The sequence below is a fragment of the Okeania sp. SIO2C2 genome (genome assembly GCF_010692625.1).
GTDB classification, from domain to species: domain Bacteria; phylum Cyanobacteriota; class Cyanobacteriia; order Cyanobacteriales; family Microcoleaceae; genus Okeania; species Okeania hirsuta.
This window is the reverse complement of record NZ_JAAHGM010000030.1, coordinates 70,183-90,165: the sequence shown is the minus strand read 5'-3', so window position 1 is coordinate 90,165 and position 19,983 is coordinate 70,183. Positions and strand designations below refer to the sequence as shown.

Sequence of the window (19,983 nt, the reverse complement as noted above, 5' to 3'; positions counted from 1 at the left end):
TCCCATGGACGACGAGCCGTCGAGTCTGTTTCGTCTAGGCTTTGATTATCTGCGCTCTATTTTCACTAATCTTGACCACAAATTTGACGCTTTTCTCGACTCACTCCACTTTTTGTCCTGTACTTAGCCGTATTAGACCTCTCCAGAAAAGAGGGAGTAGGGAGTAGGAGAAGATAATTGATAATTTCTGTGTGATAATTGATTTGATTTTTGATGATCACGCCTATGTCTATTGTATAACAAAGGTAGGGAACAGGGAACAGGCAAAAAAGCTTAAGAAAGAGCAAGAAAAAAAACTTAAATTCCCTGTAGATATTCACGCTAACTTTTACACAAATGATACCAACAGACATGATATAACTTATAATTTTCTACTATTTAAAATAGAGCTAGTTTATCTATAAAATTAGGATAGGAGTAGGGAATACAAGTTGTTATAGTAGTCGAAGGAAAGGGTGCAGAAGTTCAAAAGTTTAAAACTCAGACAACGTAAGTTTTTTCCAACTTCGGTCCTTTCTTCTTCCTTCTTCCTTCTTCCTTCTTCAATTCACTCTACAAATCTTCAAATACCTTAAACATAGGCAAATACATAGAAAGCAAAATCGCACCAACCATAGCACCAATAACAACAATCATTAAAGGTTCTAACATACTTGTCAAAGACTTAACAGCTTCTTCAACTTCTTGTTCATAAAAAGCTCCCACCTTCATCAACATCGCATCTAACTCACCAGTTTCCTCTCCAATAGCCATCATTTGAACTGCTAAAGAAGGAAAAACTTTCTTTTCTTGCAGAGCTAAACTAATCATTCCCCCACTTTGAATTTCTTGCCTTGCATACTCAACAGACTCAGCGATCGCCGCATTTCCTGCCACATTTCTCACAATTTCTAGAGACTTCAACATTGGTACACCGGAGCGAGTCAAAGTACCAAAAATCATACAAAAGCGAGCCACTGCCGACTTCTCAATAATATCTCCAAAAATAGGAAGTTTCAGAAATATTTTGTCAAAAAATAGCCTACCTTGGTCTGTTTTATAAACCATTGTATAAACAACGTAAATAAAAATAATTGTGCCTATTGCCGTTACTTGAGGAATAGGAGGCCAAGTTCTACAAAAAGCACTAATACCTAACATAAAAACAGTAAAAGCAGGCAACTCAGTACCAATTTCTTCAAAAATTTTGGCAAAGGTTGGTAATAGAAAAGTCGTCATACCAAAAAATACTGCCAAAGCAATAAACATAACAGTTTTTGGATAAGACATAGCAGACTTAATTTCACTCAAAGTCTTAGCATTTTTCTCCAACATTACTGCCAAACGCTCAAGCACTTCATCAAGGACACCACCCACCTCTCCAGCAGCCACCATACTCAGAAATAACTCATCAAAACAAGCAGGATGTTTCCTCATTGCTTCTGACAATTCAGTGCCTTCTTCCACTTCTGCACTAATCATTTTTAGAGCATATTTAATCTTATAATTAGAGCTTTGTTCTTGTAATACTTTAAGACACCTGACCATCGGCACACCTGCATTAAACATCGCAGCAAATTGACGTGCAAAAACAGCTAAGTCCTTAACAGTAATCGTAGCAAGGGCGACGTTTAATTTTTCTTCAAATGCTTTTAATTGTTCCTCTAATCCACCTTTAGATTTTTTCCTGGCTAAATTGCTAGTCATAGTTTATTTTCCTCATTTTTTTAATCTTTAATAAACAACTATTTGCTTAGGTGGCGTGATTTTAAATTGCTTTTGAAAAAGTTTTTAATTATCATTAGCTTTACTCTGTTTCCAAATCAGACCTTAAGCGAAAAAACCTCTTTGATCAAAATAATTGGGTCGCGTAACCCTGCCTTTTAAGGCGAAATGTTTTTGGAGGCTTACTCAAATCCCCGTTACAAAAACAACTTCTGACTTCTGACTTCGTTAACTATCACCTACCACCTCTCAAGAAGTTTGTTTTTCATACGATTGTCAAAAGTACTTTGCTCAGTAGAATGGAGAAAGGAAGATTGTATGAAGTTCTTCTAATACTCCTCACTCCTCTACTACCGACAACTGATCGCTCAATAATATCTAACGACGAACCTTAGTTTTTTCTCCCTTCACTTTAGGTTCTGGACCAATCAAAGCTTCTAACTCATCTGGCTTTACCGCTTTAGCCATCACATTAGCCCAAGTAGCCTTTCCTTCTTTATATAAATCGGCAAGAGACATTTCCATAGTCTGCATACCCAACTTTTTACCCATCTGAATTTGAGAATAAAGTTGAGCATTTTTAGATTCCCGAATTAAGTTAGCGATCGCCGGAGTATTAATCAAAATTTCCTGAGCAGCACAGAGACCCCCACCAACTTTTTTCACCAAGTTTTGACTACAAATACAAACAATAGAATTAGCCAACTGCGACCTAATTTGAGGTTGTTGTTCTGGAGGAAAAACATCTAACATCCGGTCTACCGTACTAGAAGCAGAATTAGTGTGTAAAGTCCCAAATACCAAGTGACCTGTTTCTGCTGCGGTACTAGCCAAAGCAATAGTTTCCAGGTCTCGCATTTCTCCCACCAGAATAATATCCGGGTCTTGACGAAGTGCCCCTTTCAGAGCATTAGAAAAACTTTTTGTATCTTCTCCCTTTTGCCGTTGATGAAACAAACTCTTAACGTTAGGAAAAACATATTCTATAGGGTCTTCAACAGTGAGAATATGTTCAGAACGGGTACGGTTAATCAAATCTAGCAAAGCCGCCATAGTAGTTGTTTTTCCAGATCCAGTCGGCCCTGTCACTAGAAAAAGTCCCCTTGGTCGCTCAGTCATCTCCCGTAAAATCATCGGGAATCCAAGCTTATCAATATTAGGAATTTGAGAAGCCAAAGCACGCATACAAGCTGCCCAACTACCTCTCTCCCGATAAACATTTAAACGGAAACGAGCCAACCCCTTAACACCATAAGCACTGTCAAGTTCCCAATTTTGCTCCAAATGCTTACGCTGCATATTGTTGAGCATTTGGAAAATCAGATTTTGCACTTCCAGTGGGTCAAGATTTTCTCCAAACTGTGGCTGAGGCGTAAGTTGGCCAGTAATTCTAAAAAAAATAGGAGCGCGAGCTTGGATATGTATATCTGAACCGCCCTGCTCTACAAGGGACTCCAACACATCTTCAATCATAAAAGACATAATTTCAATCTCCCGAAAAACGTTGCATTTGCTATACTTAAAAAGTTAATTACTCCTCAACTACTCAAAGCGGGGTGTCATACAATATGGACAATATCGCCATTCTGCCTCTAATTCAGCATTACAAGACTTACAAACTAGATTCTGTTTAGCTTGGCGTTTCATTTCTGCCTCCAGACCAGAGTCAGTAAATGTTACCCGCTCCACCTCTTCAAAAGTGGTATAACCTTGTCGCACCAAATCCAAGCTATACTGCAATAAAGTAGTCATTCCTTCTTCAACTGCTACTTCCTTAATTTGCTCTGTAGGTGCTCTTTGAGTAATTAGAGTTTGTAGTCGCTCTGTAGACTTCATAAATTCATAAACACCTACACGACCTTTGTAACCTAGACCACCACATTTTTTACAAAGTTCGTCCCTTTCTGCCAATACCCTGCGGTCTTCAACTGGTATAGTATTTGCTCTGTAGAAAGTATAATCCTGCTCCTGAGAAGGAACTAAACCATAGCGAGTCAACTCCTTAGGTTCAGGAGTATAGGGAATTCGACATTCACTACAAACCCTACGCATTAGACGTTGTGCCAAAACACCCAACAAAGCGGCAGAGACCATAAAAGACTCGACTCCCATCTCATCAAGTCGAGCGATCGCCCCTGCTGCATCATTAGTATGTAGGGTTGTTAAAACTAAGTGTCCAGTTAATGCCGCCTCAATAGCCGTTTTTGCTGTTTCCTTATCCCGTGTTTCACCCACCAGTAGGACATCAGGGTCTTGTCGTAGAAATGCCCGGAGGATATTAGCAAAAGTTAAGTCTTTTTCTCGAATCACTTGACACTGAGTAATCCCAGGTAAAGCATATTCAATGGGGTCTTCTGCAGTACTTATATTAATACCCGGATCGTTTCGTTCTGCCAAGACAGAATATAGAGAAGTAGACTTACCAGAACCTGTTGGCCCCGTCACCAGAATTAATCCAAATGGACGACTAGCAGTTTCCCTCACTAAAGCCAAAGTATCCTGGTCTGTAATTAACTTATCCAACCCTAGTTGGGTACTAGAGCTGTCCAAAATCCGTAAAACAATCTTTTCACCATAGCGACTAGGTAAACTATTTACCCTAAAGTCAATAGTACGTCCCTTAAATACTTTACGAATACGACCATCTTGAGCTTGCCGTCGTTCAGCAATGTCTAAGTTAGCGATAATTTTGAAGCGGGAAGTAATAGCTGGGATAACTTTTTTCGGAAACCGAAAATATTCTTGCAATACCCCATCTTTACGCATCCGAATTCTGATAAATTCCTCTTGGGGTTCCACATGAATATCTGATACTCCCTCAGTCAGAGCTTTCACTAAAATTACATTAACAGCCTTAATCACAGGAGCATCTTCAGCTTCAGAGATGCTTTGTGCTATGTCCTCTACCGCATTCTCATCTTCAGCTTCTTCTAATTGCTGAGTCTCAAAAAATCCTGACTCCAGCTCTAACTCTTTTTCTTCTGCCTTTTTCGCAGCAACAGCGTCCTTTTTCGTTTGCTCGTCTAAGTAGTAGTTAATTAGGTGTTGATAATCTTCTGGAGTAATGACCAGACGCTGTAAAGTTAATCCACGATGTCTGAGAATTTTATTTTTCAGTTCATCTAAAGCTTGGAGGTTATCAGGGTCGGCCATTGCTACCATCACAAAGGGTTGCTGTTTTTCATGTTCATTCAGCAAATTTGACGGCAGTGAATCTCCAGCAAACTTCTCTAATTCCTCAACGAATGTACCTTGTGAACCAATTCTTTGAGTCAAAACTTTTAACATTTGGTTTTTATCTATTTTGCCAGCTTGGACTAACTGATTTGCCAAATGAGTTTCGTGGCTAAATAGTGGTATAATTCGGTTACGACGACAAGTTTCTATCGGAATTACTGTGTCAATTAGATAACATACTTGTTGTGGTAGAATTTGAGTTATTTCTGGGTCAAAGGCAGCTACACCATAGAAAATCATTAGTTCAAATAGCTGCTGCTTTTTGTAATGCCTCAGTAATTCTGGAGGTAAAGCTTGTCCTGTTAGAGCTTGGAGCAGATCTGTCAAAGATTTACCGGTTTTACGGCTTTCAACTTGACATTTTTGGAATTGTTCAATGTTGACATAGCCTGCTTGAACCAGTTTATTCCCAAAAGGAGAAAGATTGCTAAGGGCAACTATAGCGGTGCGTGAATTCCGTGAAGAGGTTTGGGCCATGACTGATAAATTAAATTCTCCTGAATCTAAGTATTCCCTAAGTTTTTGATGAAATTTACACCAGCTTAACAAGTCGTTAACTTAGTTTACTGATTAGGTATTTCCTGTTTCCTGGTTTAATATTGTGTCTGTGAGTATTTGAATAGCTTTAGTTAAGTTAATCTAGGGATAGTCTACAATTATACAAAACTCCTAAATTAGAATTAAGGCCAGTAATTACCATGTTACTGTAAAAACCCTAGCAATTTAATTCACATAGCATAGAAATACTTTCTCTTTTGTTTGATATAGCAGCTACAATCAGCTATAGCCAGTAAAAATATCGACCAGAAAAATGTCTTGGTTAATATGAAATAATTCGGTATAATCTGAAACTAGAGTCAAGAAATCTCCAGGGACACAATGTTTACGAAAAACATCAGGCCATATAACTAGGAAAGCCTATTATTTATTGTTGAGGTCTCAGGAACTACTTCAGAGTGACTGATATAGTATTGCAATCTATGTTAATTTTAAAGAATATCCTAACTATTATATAATAGACTAATGTTAATGGTTGACCAGTTCAACAACCTTAACCTTTTCTAGTTTAAAATCTGTAAAAGAGTCTTTGTCTTTAGTATAAGTAAGTTTTTTTAAGAGTGATAACCATAATTTTATTTGTGACATAGACTTAATTAGTAATATTAGCAATTTTTTAGTAAAGAAATTGGTTAGGTATTTTGCTAAAAAATTAAGTACCCTATAATTTCTATAAACCACTATACTTGCTAATATTAAGCTTATAAGCTTGGCGCTAAAAACCTGATAACTAATAAGTTTAAAGGTGGTAATAATTATATAGCCCAGTTAAAAATCAGTGTTTCCATAGTGCTTTTTATTCTGAATAAATCAGAGGAAAAAAGCAAAATTAAAAGCAGTAACAACCGTCAGTATCCAGGAGAAAATTAAATGGTAGGAGAGATACCATCAGCAGAAACAACAAATCAAGAAATACATGAAAATATGGAAGTGGTTGAGGCAAACGCAGAATTAGACTCATCTCAAAAACTTGAAAATATTGAGGAAGTATCTGAAGATAATGGTTCTGTAAATACAGACCAACAAAACTTCGAGCAAATGTCACAGAATATAGTCCTTTTAAAAGAGGCAAATGAATCTCTGCAAACTCAGGTAGAAACTACCAAAGTTCAGCTAGAAGAGAAAGATATTCAATACAAAAGACTAGCCGCAGACTTTGAGAACTTCCGTAAACGTACACAAAAAGAAAAAGAAGAACTGGATGTACAAGTCAAGTGCTCCACAATCATCGAATTATTACCAGTAATTGACAATTTTGACCGTGCTCGTTCTCAGATTAAACCAGCTAATGATGGAGAAATGAATATCCACAAGAGCTATCAAACTGTCTATAAGCAAATGGTAGAAACTCTTAAACGACTGGGAGTTTCTCCTATGCGTCCAGAAGGTCAAGAGTTTGACCCAAATCTACATGAGGCAGTAATGCGAGAAGCAACAACAGAATATCCAGAAGGAACTGTGACAGAAGAGTTAGTGCGGGGATATACTCTCGGAGATCGTGTCCTCCGACACGCCATGGTAAAAGTAGCAACAGCTCCAGAACCTGAAGAGTCTACAGAAGAAACTCAAACTGATCCAGAAGGTTAAACAGCAGTTCCAATATATTTTTGTTTAATCACCACACTTGGTAGGTTGTATTCAGAATATTCAACATCAGCTCAAAAAAAATATAGGTTTCAATAATTAATTATTAATTATTAATTATTAGTTCTCCTTGAAAACGGATAGGATTGACTAAAAGGAAAATTTTTTATTATCTTGATCAATAGGATCTGGCTAGGTTTCCTCAGCATCCCTTGACCGCTTTTCTCCTTTAAAGGAGAGGCTTTAAACCTTAATTATTTGGTAAAAAATTCAATCTAAATCTTATCAAGATTACTTGATTTGTTCTGAATACAACTTAACAAAGAAAACTCAAAAGAATTTTGACTATTTAAGAACGCCGAAGCACTATGGGAAAAGTAATTGGCATTGATTTAGGGACCACTAATAGTTGTGTGGCCGTCTTAGAAGGGGGCAAACCAATTGTAATTTCCAACTCAGAAGGTGGGCGTACAACACCAAGTATTGTGGGATTTGCGAAAGGGAACGAACGCTTAATTGGCCAACTAGCAAAGAGACAATCAGTAACCAATGCAGTAAATACGGTTTACAGTATCAAAAGATTTATTGGCAGAAGATGGGACGATACAGAAGAAGAACGCTCCCGAGTTCCATATACCTGTGTTAAGGGTAAAGATAATACTGTAAATGTCCAGATAAGAGGTAAGAATTATACACCTCAAGAAATTTCAGCAATGATTCTGCAAAAAATGAAGCAGGATGCTGAAAAATATTTGGGAGAATCTGTTACTCAAGCAGTAATCACAGTACCAGCTTACTTTACAGATGCACAAAGACAAGCGACGAAAGATGCAGGGACAATTGCTGGTCTAGAAGTACTGCGAATTATCAATGAACCAACTGCTGCTTCTTTGTCTTATGGGTTAGATAAGCAAGACCAAGACCGGACCATTTTGGTCTTTGACCTTGGTGGTGGGACTTTTGATGTTTCGATTTTGCAGTTAGGAGATGGTGTATTTGAAGTTAAGGCAACTTCCGGTAATAACCATCTGGGAGGAGATGATTTTGATAATTATGTAGTCCGTTGGTTGGTAGAGGAGTTTAGAGATAGGGAAGGCACAGACTTATCAGCAGATAGAATGGCGCTACAAAGACTGCGAGAAGCAGCAGAAAAGGCTAAAATTGAACTCTCTTCTACCAAGGTTACTAATATAAATTTACCATTTATCACTGCTGATGAAACAGGGCCTAAACACTTGGAGACCCAATTAACTCGTGCTCAATTTGAAAAATTAGTAAAAAATCTGACTCAAAGTACGATTAAACCAGTGGAACAAGCTCTGAAAGATGCTGGTATGACACCGGAAAAGATAGACAAAATTATTCTTGTGGGAGGTTCTACCAGAATACCAGCAGTTCAAGCAGCAATAAGTAATTATTTTAACGTTCAAACTCTTGATACTTCTGTTAATCCAGATGAAGCTGTGGCATCGGGAGCAGCAATTCAAGCTGGTATTTTAAGTGGTGAAGTTAAAGACCTTTTGCTATTAGATGTGATTCCTTTGTCCCTGGGGTTAGAAACTTTGGGAGGAATATATACCAAGGTGATAGAAAGGAATACTACAATTCCTACCAGTCGCTCTCAGATGTATTCTACTGCCGTAGATGGACAAACTTCTGTAGAAATTCATGTCCTTCAAGGTGAGCGGGCAATGGTTAAAGATAATAAAAGTCTGGGTAAGTTTTTACTGAAAGGAATTCCTCCAGCTCCTAGAGGGATACCTCAAATAGAAGTTAATTTTGATATTGATGCTAATGGAATTCTTAAAGTTAAGGCTTTAGATTTAGGCACGGGTAGAGAACAAAGTATTGAAATTAGTAATACAGGTGGCCTGAATGAAGCAGAAATTCAACGAATGCAACAAGAAGCAGAAATGTATGCGGAACAAGATATTCAACAACAAAAATTAGCAGAATTGAGAAATCAGGCAGATACTCTTCTATACAATTACGAAGCAACTATTAAAGAACATGGTGATTTTATTGATGAAAAGTTAGCAACAGAACTGGAAGAAAGTTATGAACATTTCAAGCAAGTTCTCATTAACTCAAGAACTGAAAATAATTATGACCAGTTAAATCAGCACATTGAAGAATTCAGGAAAAAGCTTTTTGCTTTGGGTGAAACTTTATATGACCAAAGTGGGGGTGAAAATATAGATTCACCAGAAAAAGAGAAGATTACTCAGCTTCATCTAGATTCAGAAATTACAGAAGAAGAAACCTCAGAAGAAGAAACTTTAGAAGAAGAAACTAATACACCAATTGATAGTAATCTTACTAAAAAGGAGGCCACTTCAGTTAAGGTTGAAAAATCAACTGAAGAACCTGAGAGTGAATTTGGAAAAAATCCATTCCTATAGCATTGAAGAAGGAAGAAGGAAGAAGAAAGAAGGTCTAATTGCTTATGGATAGTCAACTAACGGCAACTTGGTGTCCGATCGCCCTAAGTAATTTTAAGCACCCCAGTTGACGGCTTACCATCACCAACATAATTTTTTACAATCTTGAAAGCTCTATTGGTTAGTGGTTTTGATATTTGAGGAGAGTAGGAAGCTTGACTTTTAGCACTATCTATGATAGTAGATTAATAAATCCTTCTCCCTGCTCTTTGAAAAATAAATGTTAAGAAAGATGTGAATGGGTAAAGCATAGTTGACAGTGGGGTATTAAATCAGTGACTAATAAAGATAATGTGGTAATTAACTGGAGTAAGACTTTTATTAACAAAAAAGTCTATGTTAAAGTGGTAGAGTAGGGATAAATATGATATTGGTAAATTTAAGGTCAGATAACATGATCGCTCGATATTTTTAATCTTCAGTCGCAAAAAGTCCTGCTCCATAATAATAAGGTGGCCGTTAAATTGGCAACTTACTTGGAGTTTGATGAGAATGCGGATGAAATTTTTGATAATATAATAATATAAAATAATAATGTAGTACTTGCAGCTAACTCTAGCTGTAAGGTTGTATTGACTATATTTTAGAATCCCTGGCAATTTCAGGTAAATAGTCTAATAATATAAGATGAACACATACGAGTATCGCGTTATCTTTCTCCCAACTTTTGAGTCATCCCATAAGGTTGCCAAGTCAAGAGAGAAAAAACGTAAACCTTTTCTCGTGCGTAAGTCCGCTAAATGCTAAATTGGGCATATTGTTGTTTCAAACAAACTCTTAAGTTCCACGCTTGAAAACGAGGGGCAACCGTATATAAATGTAACTGAGGAATATACTTCCAAAACTTGTACGATCGGGCGGTAGTCTTCATAAAAATTTAGGAGGCTCAAAGCATTTTAAATGTTAGCATTGCGACCACTCAATGCCGAAAGATGGGAATGGCGCTTTGGGAATTGTTCTCAAAGCATTGCGAGATACTTCCTACGCTGATGGTTCTGCCGTCACGTTGCTATGAACGGTTTTCCCGACTTTTGCTGGGAATTGCCGAGCTTGATGTATCTGTTGGGTAATTCAAAGATAAAATTTAAAAAATACACATATTAACACTAATTCTAGGCAATCAGCTCTATGGCCAGCGATTATTATGAAATTCTAGGTGTTTCTCGTACAGCAGATAAAGAGGAACTAAAGCGTGCTTACCGTCGCTTGGCTCGTAAGTACCACCCAGACGTGAACAAAGAGCCAGGAGCAGAAGAACGCTTTAAAGAAATAAATCGTGCTTACGAAGTTCTCTCAGACCAAGAAATGAAAGCTCGTTACGACCGCTTTGGGGAAGCAGGAGTATCAGGAGCAGGAGCACAAGGTTTCTCCACAGATTTTTCAGACAGCTTCGCTGATATATTTGAAAGCTTTTTCAGTGGATTTTCTGGAGGAATGGGGACACAAGGGCGTAGGCGTACAGGTCCAGTGAGAGGTGATGACCTACGCATAGACCTGAATCTGGATTTCCACGAAGCTTTATTTGGCGGGGATAAAGAACTAACAATCAAACATTTAGAGGTCTGTGAAACTTGCAACGGTTCGGGTGCCAAACCAGGTACAAAACCCAAAACTTGTTCTACTTGTGGAGGGCAAGGCCAAGTACGCCGGGCAACAAGAACTCCTTTCGGTAGTTTTACTCAAGTTTCAGTTTGTCCTTCGTGTAATGGTACTGGGCAAATAATAGAAGAAAAGTGCCCAACCTGTGGTGGACGTGGGCAAAATGAGGTGACAAAAAAAATAAAAATTACTATCCCAGGAGGGGTGGATAATGGTACTCAGTTACGAGTATCTAAAGAAGGAGATGCAGGTAAGATGGGTGGACCACCTGGAGACTTGTATGTTTTCTTGGGGGTCAAAAAAGATTCAGAGTTTAGAAGAGATGGAATTAATATTCTATCTGAAATAAAAATTAGTTATTTACAAGCAATTTTGGGCTGTAGTCTGGAGATAAATACAGTTGATGGCAAAGCAGAATTAATAATTCCAGCAGGTACTCAACCAAATACTGTTCTAACTTTAGAAGATAAAGGAGTACCGAAATTGGGTAATCCGGTAAGCCGTGGCGACCATCTGATTACAATAGTAATAGATATTCCCACAAAAATTACTACAGAAGAACGTGAGTTGCTGGAAAAACTGGCAAGCATTAAGGGCGATCGTATAGGAAAAGGTGGCATAGAAGGGTTTTTAGGAAACTTATTTCACCAAAAATGATCAAGAAAGGGAATAAACAAAGGCAGAAGGCAGATAGCAGAGGGCAGAAGGAACAATTGGTTAGGGTTTTATACCTCAACCAATTGTAGACACCGTGTAGACCGTGGGGTTTTATACCCTTGTTCCCTTAGGTCACGGGCAGAGAGAGGACAGGATTCAACAATTAATAATTAATTATTAATTATTAACAATTACCTCTCCTTGAAAAGAAGAGGATTGGCTCAAAGGAAAATTTTTTCTCGTTTCTCCTTTAAAGGAGAGGCTTTAATCCTTAATTATTCGGTCAGAATTCCCTTCTGCCTCTTGCCCTCTGTCTTTCCTGATAATAATTGATTGGAACTATACTATTAAAAACTAAGAGATTGGAGAGACAATATTAAATTATGGATTATCAACCTCAAATCCAGCAGCAAAAAATACCAGATGCCCAAATAGATTTGCGAGGTACTCCCTGTCCAATTAATTTTGTCAAGACAAAACTACACCTGGAAAAGATGATGCCTGGAGAAATTTTGGAAGTTTGGCTAGATCCAGGAGAACCAATAGAGCAAGTACCTGATAGTTTGATAATAGAAGGTTATCAAATAGAAGAAATAAGCGATCGCTCTGAATATTTTATCCTGAAAGTACGTCGTCCGGAAACGGTTGTATGAGTTGTTCAGAAGAGGGTTCAAGAATTAAGAATTTAGAATTACCTCTTATTGAAAAGAAGAGGATTGACTAATCATAAAAATCTTTTCTTGTTTCTCCTTTAAAGGAGAGGCTTTAAACCTTAATTATTCGGTAAATACAGAAAAGTAAAATTTATCTAAAGTTCATCAAACTTACTCATAGCTATAGCTATCAAACTAAAATAAGTTTGTTCAGTTGTCTATCCATTGAGTCGTTATCAGCTACAATTAAGGTATGAAGCTAGTTGAACGTCATGTTATTAGCAAAATGGGTCATTTAATATAATGAAAAAAGTAATTCCTGATGTCTTGAACCAAGGAATAAAGGGTTTGCCGTTTAACCCTGTGGTGGTCGATCCACTGCGAACAACTAAGCTTTCAGACCTTTGAGTAAGTTTATGTTGAGCGGTGATATCTTAAAAACAAATAACGATTTGGTAGGGACAGTTGTCGCAGTCCAAGCAAATTTTTACCAAGTTAAGCTCGATACAAAAGATGATTTGGTAAAAAAAACTACAGAAAATTTTACCCAACTCCTGTGTACCCGCAGATCGCGATTGAAGAAAATTGGCCAGAAAGTCATGGTGGGCGATCGCGTGGTGATAGAAGATCCTGACTGGACAGGTGGACGAGGAGCTGTTGCTGAGGTTTTGCCCAGAACAACAGAATTAGACCGTCCTCCTGTAGCTAATGCAAATCAGGTAATGTTAGTGTTTGCTATGGCAGAACCAGATTTAGACCCTGTTGCTTTGACGAGATTTTTAGTGAAGGCGGAGTCAACAGGTTTAGAGGTATGTTTATGTTTGAATAAATGCGATCTTGTCACACTAGAGCAAATAGGGAGATGGCGCAATAAAATTTCTCAGTGGGGTTACGATCCATTTTGTATTAGTTTGGAAACAGATGTAGGTTTGGGGATAGCACAAAATAGTTCGCCTTCTCTGTGGGAAAAACTGAAAAATAAAATTACCGTAATTTCTGGTCCTTCTGGAGTTGGGAAGTCAAGTTTAATTAACTATTTGATTCCTCATGTTAATTTAAGAGTAGCTGCAGTATCAGGAAAGTTGTCACGGGGACGACATACTACTCGTCACGTTGAATTATTTGAGCTACCGACTGGGGGTTTATTGGCAGATACGCCTGGTTTTAATCAACCACAGTTAGAGTGCGAACCTTTGGAGTTAGGGTATTTGTTTCCAGAAGTGCGACAGTATTTAACAGCAGGAAGTTGTCAATTTAGTGATTGTTTGCATCGGGATGAACCTAACTGTGTGGTCAGGGGTCATTGGGATAGGTATGAATATTATTTGATGTTTTTAGAAGAGGCGATCGCGCATCAAGAAGCTTTGCAACAAAAACCTGATGTTGAGTCAAACTGGAAGGCAAAAATGAAGTCAGGCGGCGAACAAAAGTTGGAACCTAAGTTAGCTAGCAAAAAGTATCGCCGTTCTTCGAGAAGATTACAGCATCAGCAGTTACAAGATTTGTGCGAAGAATTCGATGAATTTTAGTAGCTTTGTAGGTTGGGTTGAACTTGGGAAACGCAACATCAATCTTAGGAATTAAATCTTACATAAATATAAGGAATGTTAGCGCAGTTTATGTGTAGGATAAACCCAGCATCAATCTCAGGAATAAAATCCCACATCAATATATTTTTGTTGGGTTGCGCGATCGCTTAACCCAACCTACAGTATTATAATTAATGGCGTTGGTAAATTATATCAAATCCGGTAGCATCGGTGTAATTAGATAGTTAATCTAGGAGTCAGGAGTCAGGAGTCAGGAGTCAGGAGGGAAGAAAATTTAGAAACATTTGCTCTTGGATGAAGATGAAAAATTTTTTTATACCGAACCCGAGCGGATTTGATATTAGGGTATAATGTTTCCCAAAAGTCCTTATAGGTGAACTTTAATGCAATGTCCTGAATGCCAATCAACTCACGTTAACAAAAATGGAAAAAACAAAGGAAAACAGAATTACATCTGTGTTGATTGTCGAAGACAGTTTTTAGACTGTTATCAAACACAAAGAAGCTCCAAAAGATGAGCTAAAACATGAATATCTAACTATGTACGTTAATGGTATGGGTTTGTAGGTTATATCATGTCCGGATAATTAGTTATAAAAAAAAGTTTCTCTTTACTTCTTCTTCTTTCTTCCCTCCTGAATCCTGAATCCTGACTCCTGACTCCTTCGTCGTTTATTTATAACTGTTCAACCGGACATGATATTACTCTAAGTCTGAAATTATGCTGGGAGATGAGAGTGAAATTATTAATTCACGCTTCTTAAATTCAGAGATATTCCTGTACCATTCACTCAAAAACTTCTAACTGTTTAGCGCACGCATTCTTTCCTCATCATACCTTCATTTATCAACGCCGTATTTCGGCGTTGGTAAATTACAGGATGAAATTTGTAGGGGCAATCCCCCAATGATTAACTGAGGTTGGTTACAGAGCGCTACCCAAAAATATAAATCATCCCATCAATTACCAACGCTGAATAATATACAATCACTGGCTAATAATCGCTTAAAACATTATTGAATCCTAATAATTACTTAATCATTGAAATCTTGCATAACTATAGCATTTTTTTTCAAAATGGTATAACATCATCAAAAATTACTTCACTTTTGACCAAAACATTATACTGGCTATGTAATCGGAATTTCCATGACAAACTCTGCTCCCTCACCAGGGGTAGAAATACAACTCAACTTTCCCTTGTGTTTTTCCACAATAATTTGATAACTAATAGACAAACCTAAACCAGTACCTTTCCCTGCCGGTTTAGTAGTAAAAAATCGCTCAAATAAATGCTTCTTAACTTCCTCATCCATACCTAAACCATTATCTATAATCTTCACTGTAACTTTGTCTGATGTAGCTTCTGTTTTAATTTTAATAGTAGGAGTTTTATCTTGGCAATTATCATTTTCAAAAGCCTCTTCTAAAGCATCAATAGCATTACCAATCAAATTCATAAATACCTGATTTATCATACCAACATAACATTCTACTAAAGGCAATTCTCCATACTCCTTATGAACTTTAATTTCAGGTTTTTTTCCACGCCCTTTAAAACGATTTTGGAGAATTACTAAAGTACCATTAATACCATCATGAAAACTCATCAGAGTTTTTTTCACGTCATCTTTACGAGAGAAATTGCGCAGAGAACTCACAATATCACTAATTCTTTCTGTCCCTATTTGCATTGCTGATATTACCTTGGGCAAATCATGCCTCATAAAATCTAGATCTATCTCCTCAAATTCTTGTTTAATGTAATCTGGTGGATCGGAACAATATTCTTCATAAAGATTTAGTAAATTCATCATGTCTTGAACATAATGATTCAAATGGACTATATTTCCATAAACAGAAGTTATAGGATTCTTAATTTCGTGAGCAATTCCTGCTATTAATTCACCCAAACTAGACATCTTTTCACTATTAGTTAAAGTCGTCTCCGCTTCATTCAATTCTTGCAAAGTATTTTCTAATTTTCGCTTTTGTTGTCTTAACTCATTTCGAGATTGCTTTAGTGCTGCTTCTGCATTTTTACTCTCAGTAATATCTGTAATAAAACCTTCTAAAGCTATTAATTTTCCTGACTCCGAAAATACTCCTATTCCCTGTTCCCAAACCCATTTAATTTTTCCAGTTTTAGTAGTAATTCGATAAACTACTTGATAATGCTTATTTTCCTGTACAGCAAACCGTATAGCATTCCATAAACGTTGTCGATCTTCTCGATGAATTAATTGTGATAAAAATATTTTCTGTGAACCAAAAAAATCTTTGACTCGGTAACCAGTTAATGAATAGCAACCTTCACTTACAAATTCCACACTTCGATGTAGATCGTTGCAAAAACGATAGGCCATGCCTGGCAAATTACTCACTAAAGTAGCTAATTTTCTTTGACTTTCATATAAAGCTTTTTCTGCATGTTTGCGTTCAGTAATATCTGTAATAACTGTTAACAAACAAAGTTCATTACCAATATCAATAATCTCTGCAGACAACAACCATACTCTAATTGCACCAGATTTAACTCTGAACTCGTATTCCTGATTTTTTACAACTCCTTGCTGTTGTAAGTTCTGTATAAATTCAGTTCTTGCTTCTGGATATACCCATATTTTCAACTCTTGTGCAGTCAAACCGATTATTTCTTCACGGCAATAACCCATTATCTTCAAAAAACCATCATTTACTTCGATAAACCGCCCATTCTCAAAAGTAGTAATACTGATCGGGTTGGGACTACAACGAAATGCTTTTGAGAACTTTTCCTCCGATAATCGTAACTTTGCTTCTACTTGTTGACGTTCAGATATCTCTTTCTGTAATCGCTCAACTACCTCCTGTAGTTCAACTGTTCGTTTTTCTACCCTCTTTTCTAACTCCTCATTTGCCTGCTTTAATGTTTTTTCTTTTAACACCCGATTGCTAATATCTAAAACTACTGCTTGCCAACCATCTCTACCATCAAACTTCATAGAAGTTAAGAAAACTTCTGCCGGAAATTCAGAACCATCTAAACGTTTATATCGCCAATTAAAATGACTTATGCCTCTGTGTAATGCTATTTCTAAATAACGTTGAAATTTCGTACTTGAATTTTCTTTTCCAGGCTGTTTTATAGGGCTGAATTGCCAAGGGAGTTTTCCACATAAATCTGATTTATTAGTGCAGCAAAATAATTTTAAGGCAGCAGAGTTACAATCAATAAAACCTAGTTCATTTATGAATAAAACCGCATCTTGAGTAGATTCATATAAATCGCGAAACTTTTTTTCTGAAGCTTGTATAGTAGCAATTAATCCTGTTTGGATAGCTCTAGCTTGTTTACTCTCAGTAATATCTCTTGTCACTTGAGAAAAACCCCGTAATTGTTCGTTATTATCATACAAAGCTGTGGTAATTACACTAGTCCATAATTGCGTTTTATCTTGCCTCAAACAGATATTTTCTCTCACAAATTTACCTTTTTCTTGAGCAATTTTTAATTCTTTCTCTGGTAGGTGATTTTTAATATCTTTTTGAGTATAAAAAGTCGATAAATGTCTACCAATAACTTGCTCGTATTGATATTTATAAATACGCTCTGCTCCAGAATTCCAGCTAACTATATATCCGTCAGCATCCAACATAAATAAGGCATAATCTTGAACACTTTCTATTAATAATCTTTGTCTTTCTTCGTTTTCTTGCAAAGCAACTTCTGTCTGTTTACGTCTGGTAATATCTTCAACAAATCCTTCATAATATAAAAAATTTTTCTGGCGATCGCGAACTACCCAGGCATTTTCAGCAATCCAAATTATTGTACCATCTCTGCGATAAATCTGGGATTCAAATTCGGAAACTTCTCCTTTTTCTCGTAAAATATCAACAAATTCGTCACGTCGCTGAGAATCTACATAAAGTTGATTTTTAATATCTGCCAATGCAGCAATCATTTCTGTAGAAGAGTCATAACCATAGATGCGAGCTAGTGTAGCATTAGCGCTAATGTAGCTTCCTTCAACTGTTGTTTGGTAAATTCCTACAACTTTATTCTCAAATATACTGTGATATTTATCTTCCATTTGCTGTAATGTCTCTTGGCTTTTCTGACGATTAATCATTCAAATTTCCCGTTCCAGATTGATAATTGTATATAACTATTTTTACCTACTGAAGAAGTTTATTATTGAATTAATGTACCCTTTTAGTTATTATATATCTTGACATATTTATAACTTTTTGGCTTAAATATGTTACCATTATCTTAAAAATAAAATTACTGTAGAGAAAGTTGGAAATAAATGTATTTGACTTTTGGCTTTTTTTTGTAGACTTATGTTTGATTGTGGAAAATATTCTTTTCAAAGATATATATACAAGATAAACATAAGATAATTAGATAGTGGAAAAATGTATATTTACTTTTAGATATGACTGGTTCTATTGCTCAAAACCAACAAGGTATATCAATGATTAACTCTTCTACTAATGAATGGCCAAGTTTATTACAGCAGTTACTTGATGGCCAATCTTTATCTTCATCTCAAGCATCGAATTTAATGCAAGGATGGCTGCAAGAAGAAATTCCACCTGTTCTATCAGGAGCAATTTTAGCTGCCCTGCAAGCTAAAGGTGTATCTGCTGAAGAATTAGCAGGTATGGCAAAAGTATTACAGTCTTTATCCTTGACAAAAGAAGATGGCGATCGCTCTGTTCCCATCACCAACTCCAAATATCCAGTCATTGATACTTGTGGTACTGGGGGAGATGGAGTTTCAACATTCAATATTTCTACTGCTGTTGCCTTTGTCGTAGCTGCGGCCGGAGTGCCAGTAGCTAAACATGGAAACCGTTCTGCTTCTGGTAAAGTTGGTTCTGCTGATGTATTGGAAGCATTGGGAATACGTTTGAGCGCTCCCACGGAAAAAGTAATATCCGCAGTATCTGAGGTAGGAGTAACTTTTCTGTTTGCACCAGGTTGGCACCCAGCAATGAAATCTGTAGTTCCTCTACGTCGCACTTTAAAAGTACGAACTGTGTTTAATCTTTTAGGTCCTTTAGTTAACCCTTTACGTCCTCAAGGTCAAGTCATAGGAGTGTTTAATTCTCATCTAGTAGAAACTATAGCTCGAGCTTTAGGAATATTGGAGGTAGGATCGGCGATCGTTCTCCACGGCAGAGAAAAACTAGATGAAGCTGGTTTGGGGGATATTACGGATCTGGCTATTTTATCTAATGGTGAGGTACGAATGACAACCGTTAACCCCCAAGATTTAGGATTAAATTTGGCTCCCATAAGTGCCTTACAGGGTGGGGAGGTAGAAAAAAATGCTGAAATTTTACAGAATGTTCTCCAAGGTAAGGGGACTTCTGCACAGACAGATGTAGTTGCTTTGAATAGTTCTCTAGCGCTACAAGTAGCAGGTGTTGTACCACTAGAAGCTCATGCAGAAGGTATTGCCAAAGCTAAAGATATTCTCCAGAGTGGAGCAGCTTGGTTGAAGTTAGAGCAGTTAGTTAAGTTCTTAAATGATTGAAGAAGGTTTTAGGTTTTAGGTGGTAGGTTAGGTAGGCTGAAAAAGCTTACCAGCCTTCTATACTTACTACTGTAGACGCAGTTGAGTGGTATTATCAAGCAACTCAAACAAATATTTTGGTGTTGCTGAACTGAGGGATGAATTTTTGCTGAATATGTAATATCATGTTCGGTTAAATACTTACACTTTGGAGGAGGTAAGGCAGAAGGAAAGAAAAGGTTAGAAGGGAAAAGGTTTTTTTATCACTGATTATCCGGACATGATATTACATCCTCTACACTCCCCACACACATTACTATGCACCACCACCACCTCCTGTTCTTCCATCCTGACCAAAAAATAAGGTCTCAAGCCTCCCCTTTCAAGGGGATGAAAAAAAATAGATTCAGTATTTCAAGCCTCCTACTTCAGTAGGAGGTACTGATAACTGATAACTGAAATGACTCCTGACTCCCCCCTTAACAGACA

At 37.1% G+C, this 19,983-nt stretch carries 10 protein-coding genes and 1 pseudogene; 7 read left to right on the top strand and 4 right to left on the bottom strand.

What is annotated here, in order from left to right; genetic code table 11:
• Positions 1-552: 552 nt before the first annotated feature.
• From F6K18_RS21960 to F6K18_RS21950, 3 genes are all read right to left on the bottom strand, one after another.
• Positions 553-1,686 (bottom strand): type II secretion system F family protein, encoded by a 1,134-nt coding sequence (locus F6K18_RS21960; protein WP_124142658.1) that lies wholly within the window; start codon positions 1,684-1,686, stop codon positions 553-555.
• Positions 1,687-2,082: 396 nt separating this feature from the next.
• The gene (locus F6K18_RS21955) at positions 2,083-3,186 is read right to left on the bottom strand and encodes a type IV pilus twitching motility protein PilT (protein ID WP_287524034.1); all 1,104 of its coding nucleotides are present in this window, start codon (positions 3,184-3,186) and stop codon (positions 2,083-2,085) included.
• Between the two features lie 60 nt (positions 3,187-3,246).
• Positions 3,247-5,418: a GspE/PulE family protein gene (locus F6K18_RS21950; protein ID WP_287524031.1), complete on the bottom strand. Its 2,172-nt coding sequence runs from the start codon at positions 5,416-5,418 to the stop codon at positions 3,247-3,249.
• A 951-nt stretch (positions 5,419-6,369) separates the two neighbouring features.
• On the opposite strand from F6K18_RS21950, the gene grpE reads away from it, so the two are divergent.
• The 6 genes and pseudogenes from grpE to F6K18_RS21920 form a co-directional block, all read left to right on the top strand.
• Positions 6,370-7,086, top strand: a complete 717-nt coding sequence (grpE, locus tag F6K18_RS21945; RefSeq protein WP_287524029.1) for a nucleotide exchange factor GrpE — start codon at positions 6,370-6,372, stop codon at positions 7,084-7,086.
• Positions 7,087-7,451: 365 nt separating this feature from the next.
• Positions 7,452-9,485: a molecular chaperone DnaK gene (dnaK, locus tag F6K18_RS21940; protein ID WP_287524026.1), complete on the top strand. Its 2,034-nt coding sequence runs from the start codon at positions 7,452-7,454 to the stop codon at positions 9,483-9,485.
• 1,167 nt (positions 9,486-10,652) lie between these two features.
• Positions 10,653-11,780: a molecular chaperone DnaJ gene (gene dnaJ, locus F6K18_RS21935; RefSeq protein ID WP_287524023.1), complete on the top strand. Its 1,128-nt coding sequence runs from the start codon at positions 10,653-10,655 to the stop codon at positions 11,778-11,780.
• Between the two features lie 383 nt (positions 11,781-12,163).
• The gene (locus F6K18_RS21930; protein WP_287524020.1) at positions 12,164-12,433 is read left to right on the top strand and encodes a sulfurtransferase TusA family protein; all 270 of its coding nucleotides are present in this window, start codon (positions 12,164-12,166) and stop codon (positions 12,431-12,433) included.
• A 416-nt stretch (positions 12,434-12,849) separates the two neighbouring features.
• A complete protein-coding gene (gene rsgA / locus F6K18_RS21925) occupies positions 12,850-13,962 on the top strand; it encodes a small ribosomal subunit biogenesis GTPase RsgA (protein ID WP_287524018.1) in 1,113 nt (370 codons plus the stop codon).
• 404 nt (positions 13,963-14,366) lie between these two features.
• Positions 14,367-14,544, top strand: a pseudogene (locus F6K18_RS21920) (IS1 family transposase); the annotation flags it as partial.
• Positions 14,545-15,114: 570 nt separating this feature from the next.
• Here the strand turns inward: F6K18_RS21920 and F6K18_RS21915 are convergent.
• The gene (locus F6K18_RS21915) at positions 15,115-18,099 is read right to left on the bottom strand and encodes a PAS domain S-box protein (RefSeq protein WP_287524015.1); all 2,985 of its coding nucleotides are present in this window, start codon (positions 18,097-18,099) and stop codon (positions 15,115-15,117) included.
• A gap of 348 nt (positions 18,100-18,447) precedes the next feature.
• Here F6K18_RS21915 and trpD point away from each other — a divergent pair, with 348 nt between their 5' ends.
• Entirely contained in the window at positions 18,448-19,515 is a 1,068-nt protein-coding gene (trpD, locus tag F6K18_RS21910) for an anthranilate phosphoribosyltransferase (protein ID WP_287524042.1), read from the top strand.
• The last annotated feature ends 468 nt before the right edge of the window (positions 19,516-19,983 follow it).

What these genes read in the sequence shown, in the direction of transcription:
- F6K18_RS21960 (WP_124142658.1), bottom strand. Translation starts at nt 1,686, where the DNA reads ATGACTAGCAATTTAGCCAGGAAAAAATCTAAAGGTGGATTAGAGGAA.
- F6K18_RS21955 (WP_287524034.1), bottom strand. Translation starts at nt 3,186, where the DNA reads ATGTCTTTTATGATTGAAGATGTGTTGGAGTCCCTTGTAGAGCAGGGC.
- F6K18_RS21950 (WP_287524031.1), bottom strand. Translation starts at nt 5,418, where the DNA reads ATGGCCCAAACCTCTTCACGGAATTCACGCACCGCTATAGTTGCCCTT.
- grpE (WP_287524029.1), top strand. Translation starts at nt 6,370, where the DNA reads ATGGTAGGAGAGATACCATCAGCAGAAACAACAAATCAAGAAATACAT.
- dnaK (WP_287524026.1), top strand. Translation starts at nt 7,452, where the DNA reads ATGGGAAAAGTAATTGGCATTGATTTAGGGACCACTAATAGTTGTGTG.
- dnaJ (WP_287524023.1), top strand. Translation starts at nt 10,653, where the DNA reads ATGGCCAGCGATTATTATGAAATTCTAGGTGTTTCTCGTACAGCAGAT.
- F6K18_RS21930 (WP_287524020.1), top strand. Translation starts at nt 12,164, where the DNA reads ATGGATTATCAACCTCAAATCCAGCAGCAAAAAATACCAGATGCCCAA.
- rsgA (WP_287524018.1), top strand. Translation starts at nt 12,850, where the DNA reads ATGTTGAGCGGTGATATCTTAAAAACAAATAACGATTTGGTAGGGACA.
- F6K18_RS21915 (WP_287524015.1), bottom strand. Translation starts at nt 18,099, where the DNA reads ATGATTAATCGTCAGAAAAGCCAAGAGACATTACAGCAAATGGAAGAT.
- trpD (WP_287524042.1), top strand. Translation starts at nt 18,448, where the DNA reads ATGATTAACTCTTCTACTAATGAATGGCCAAGTTTATTACAGCAGTTA.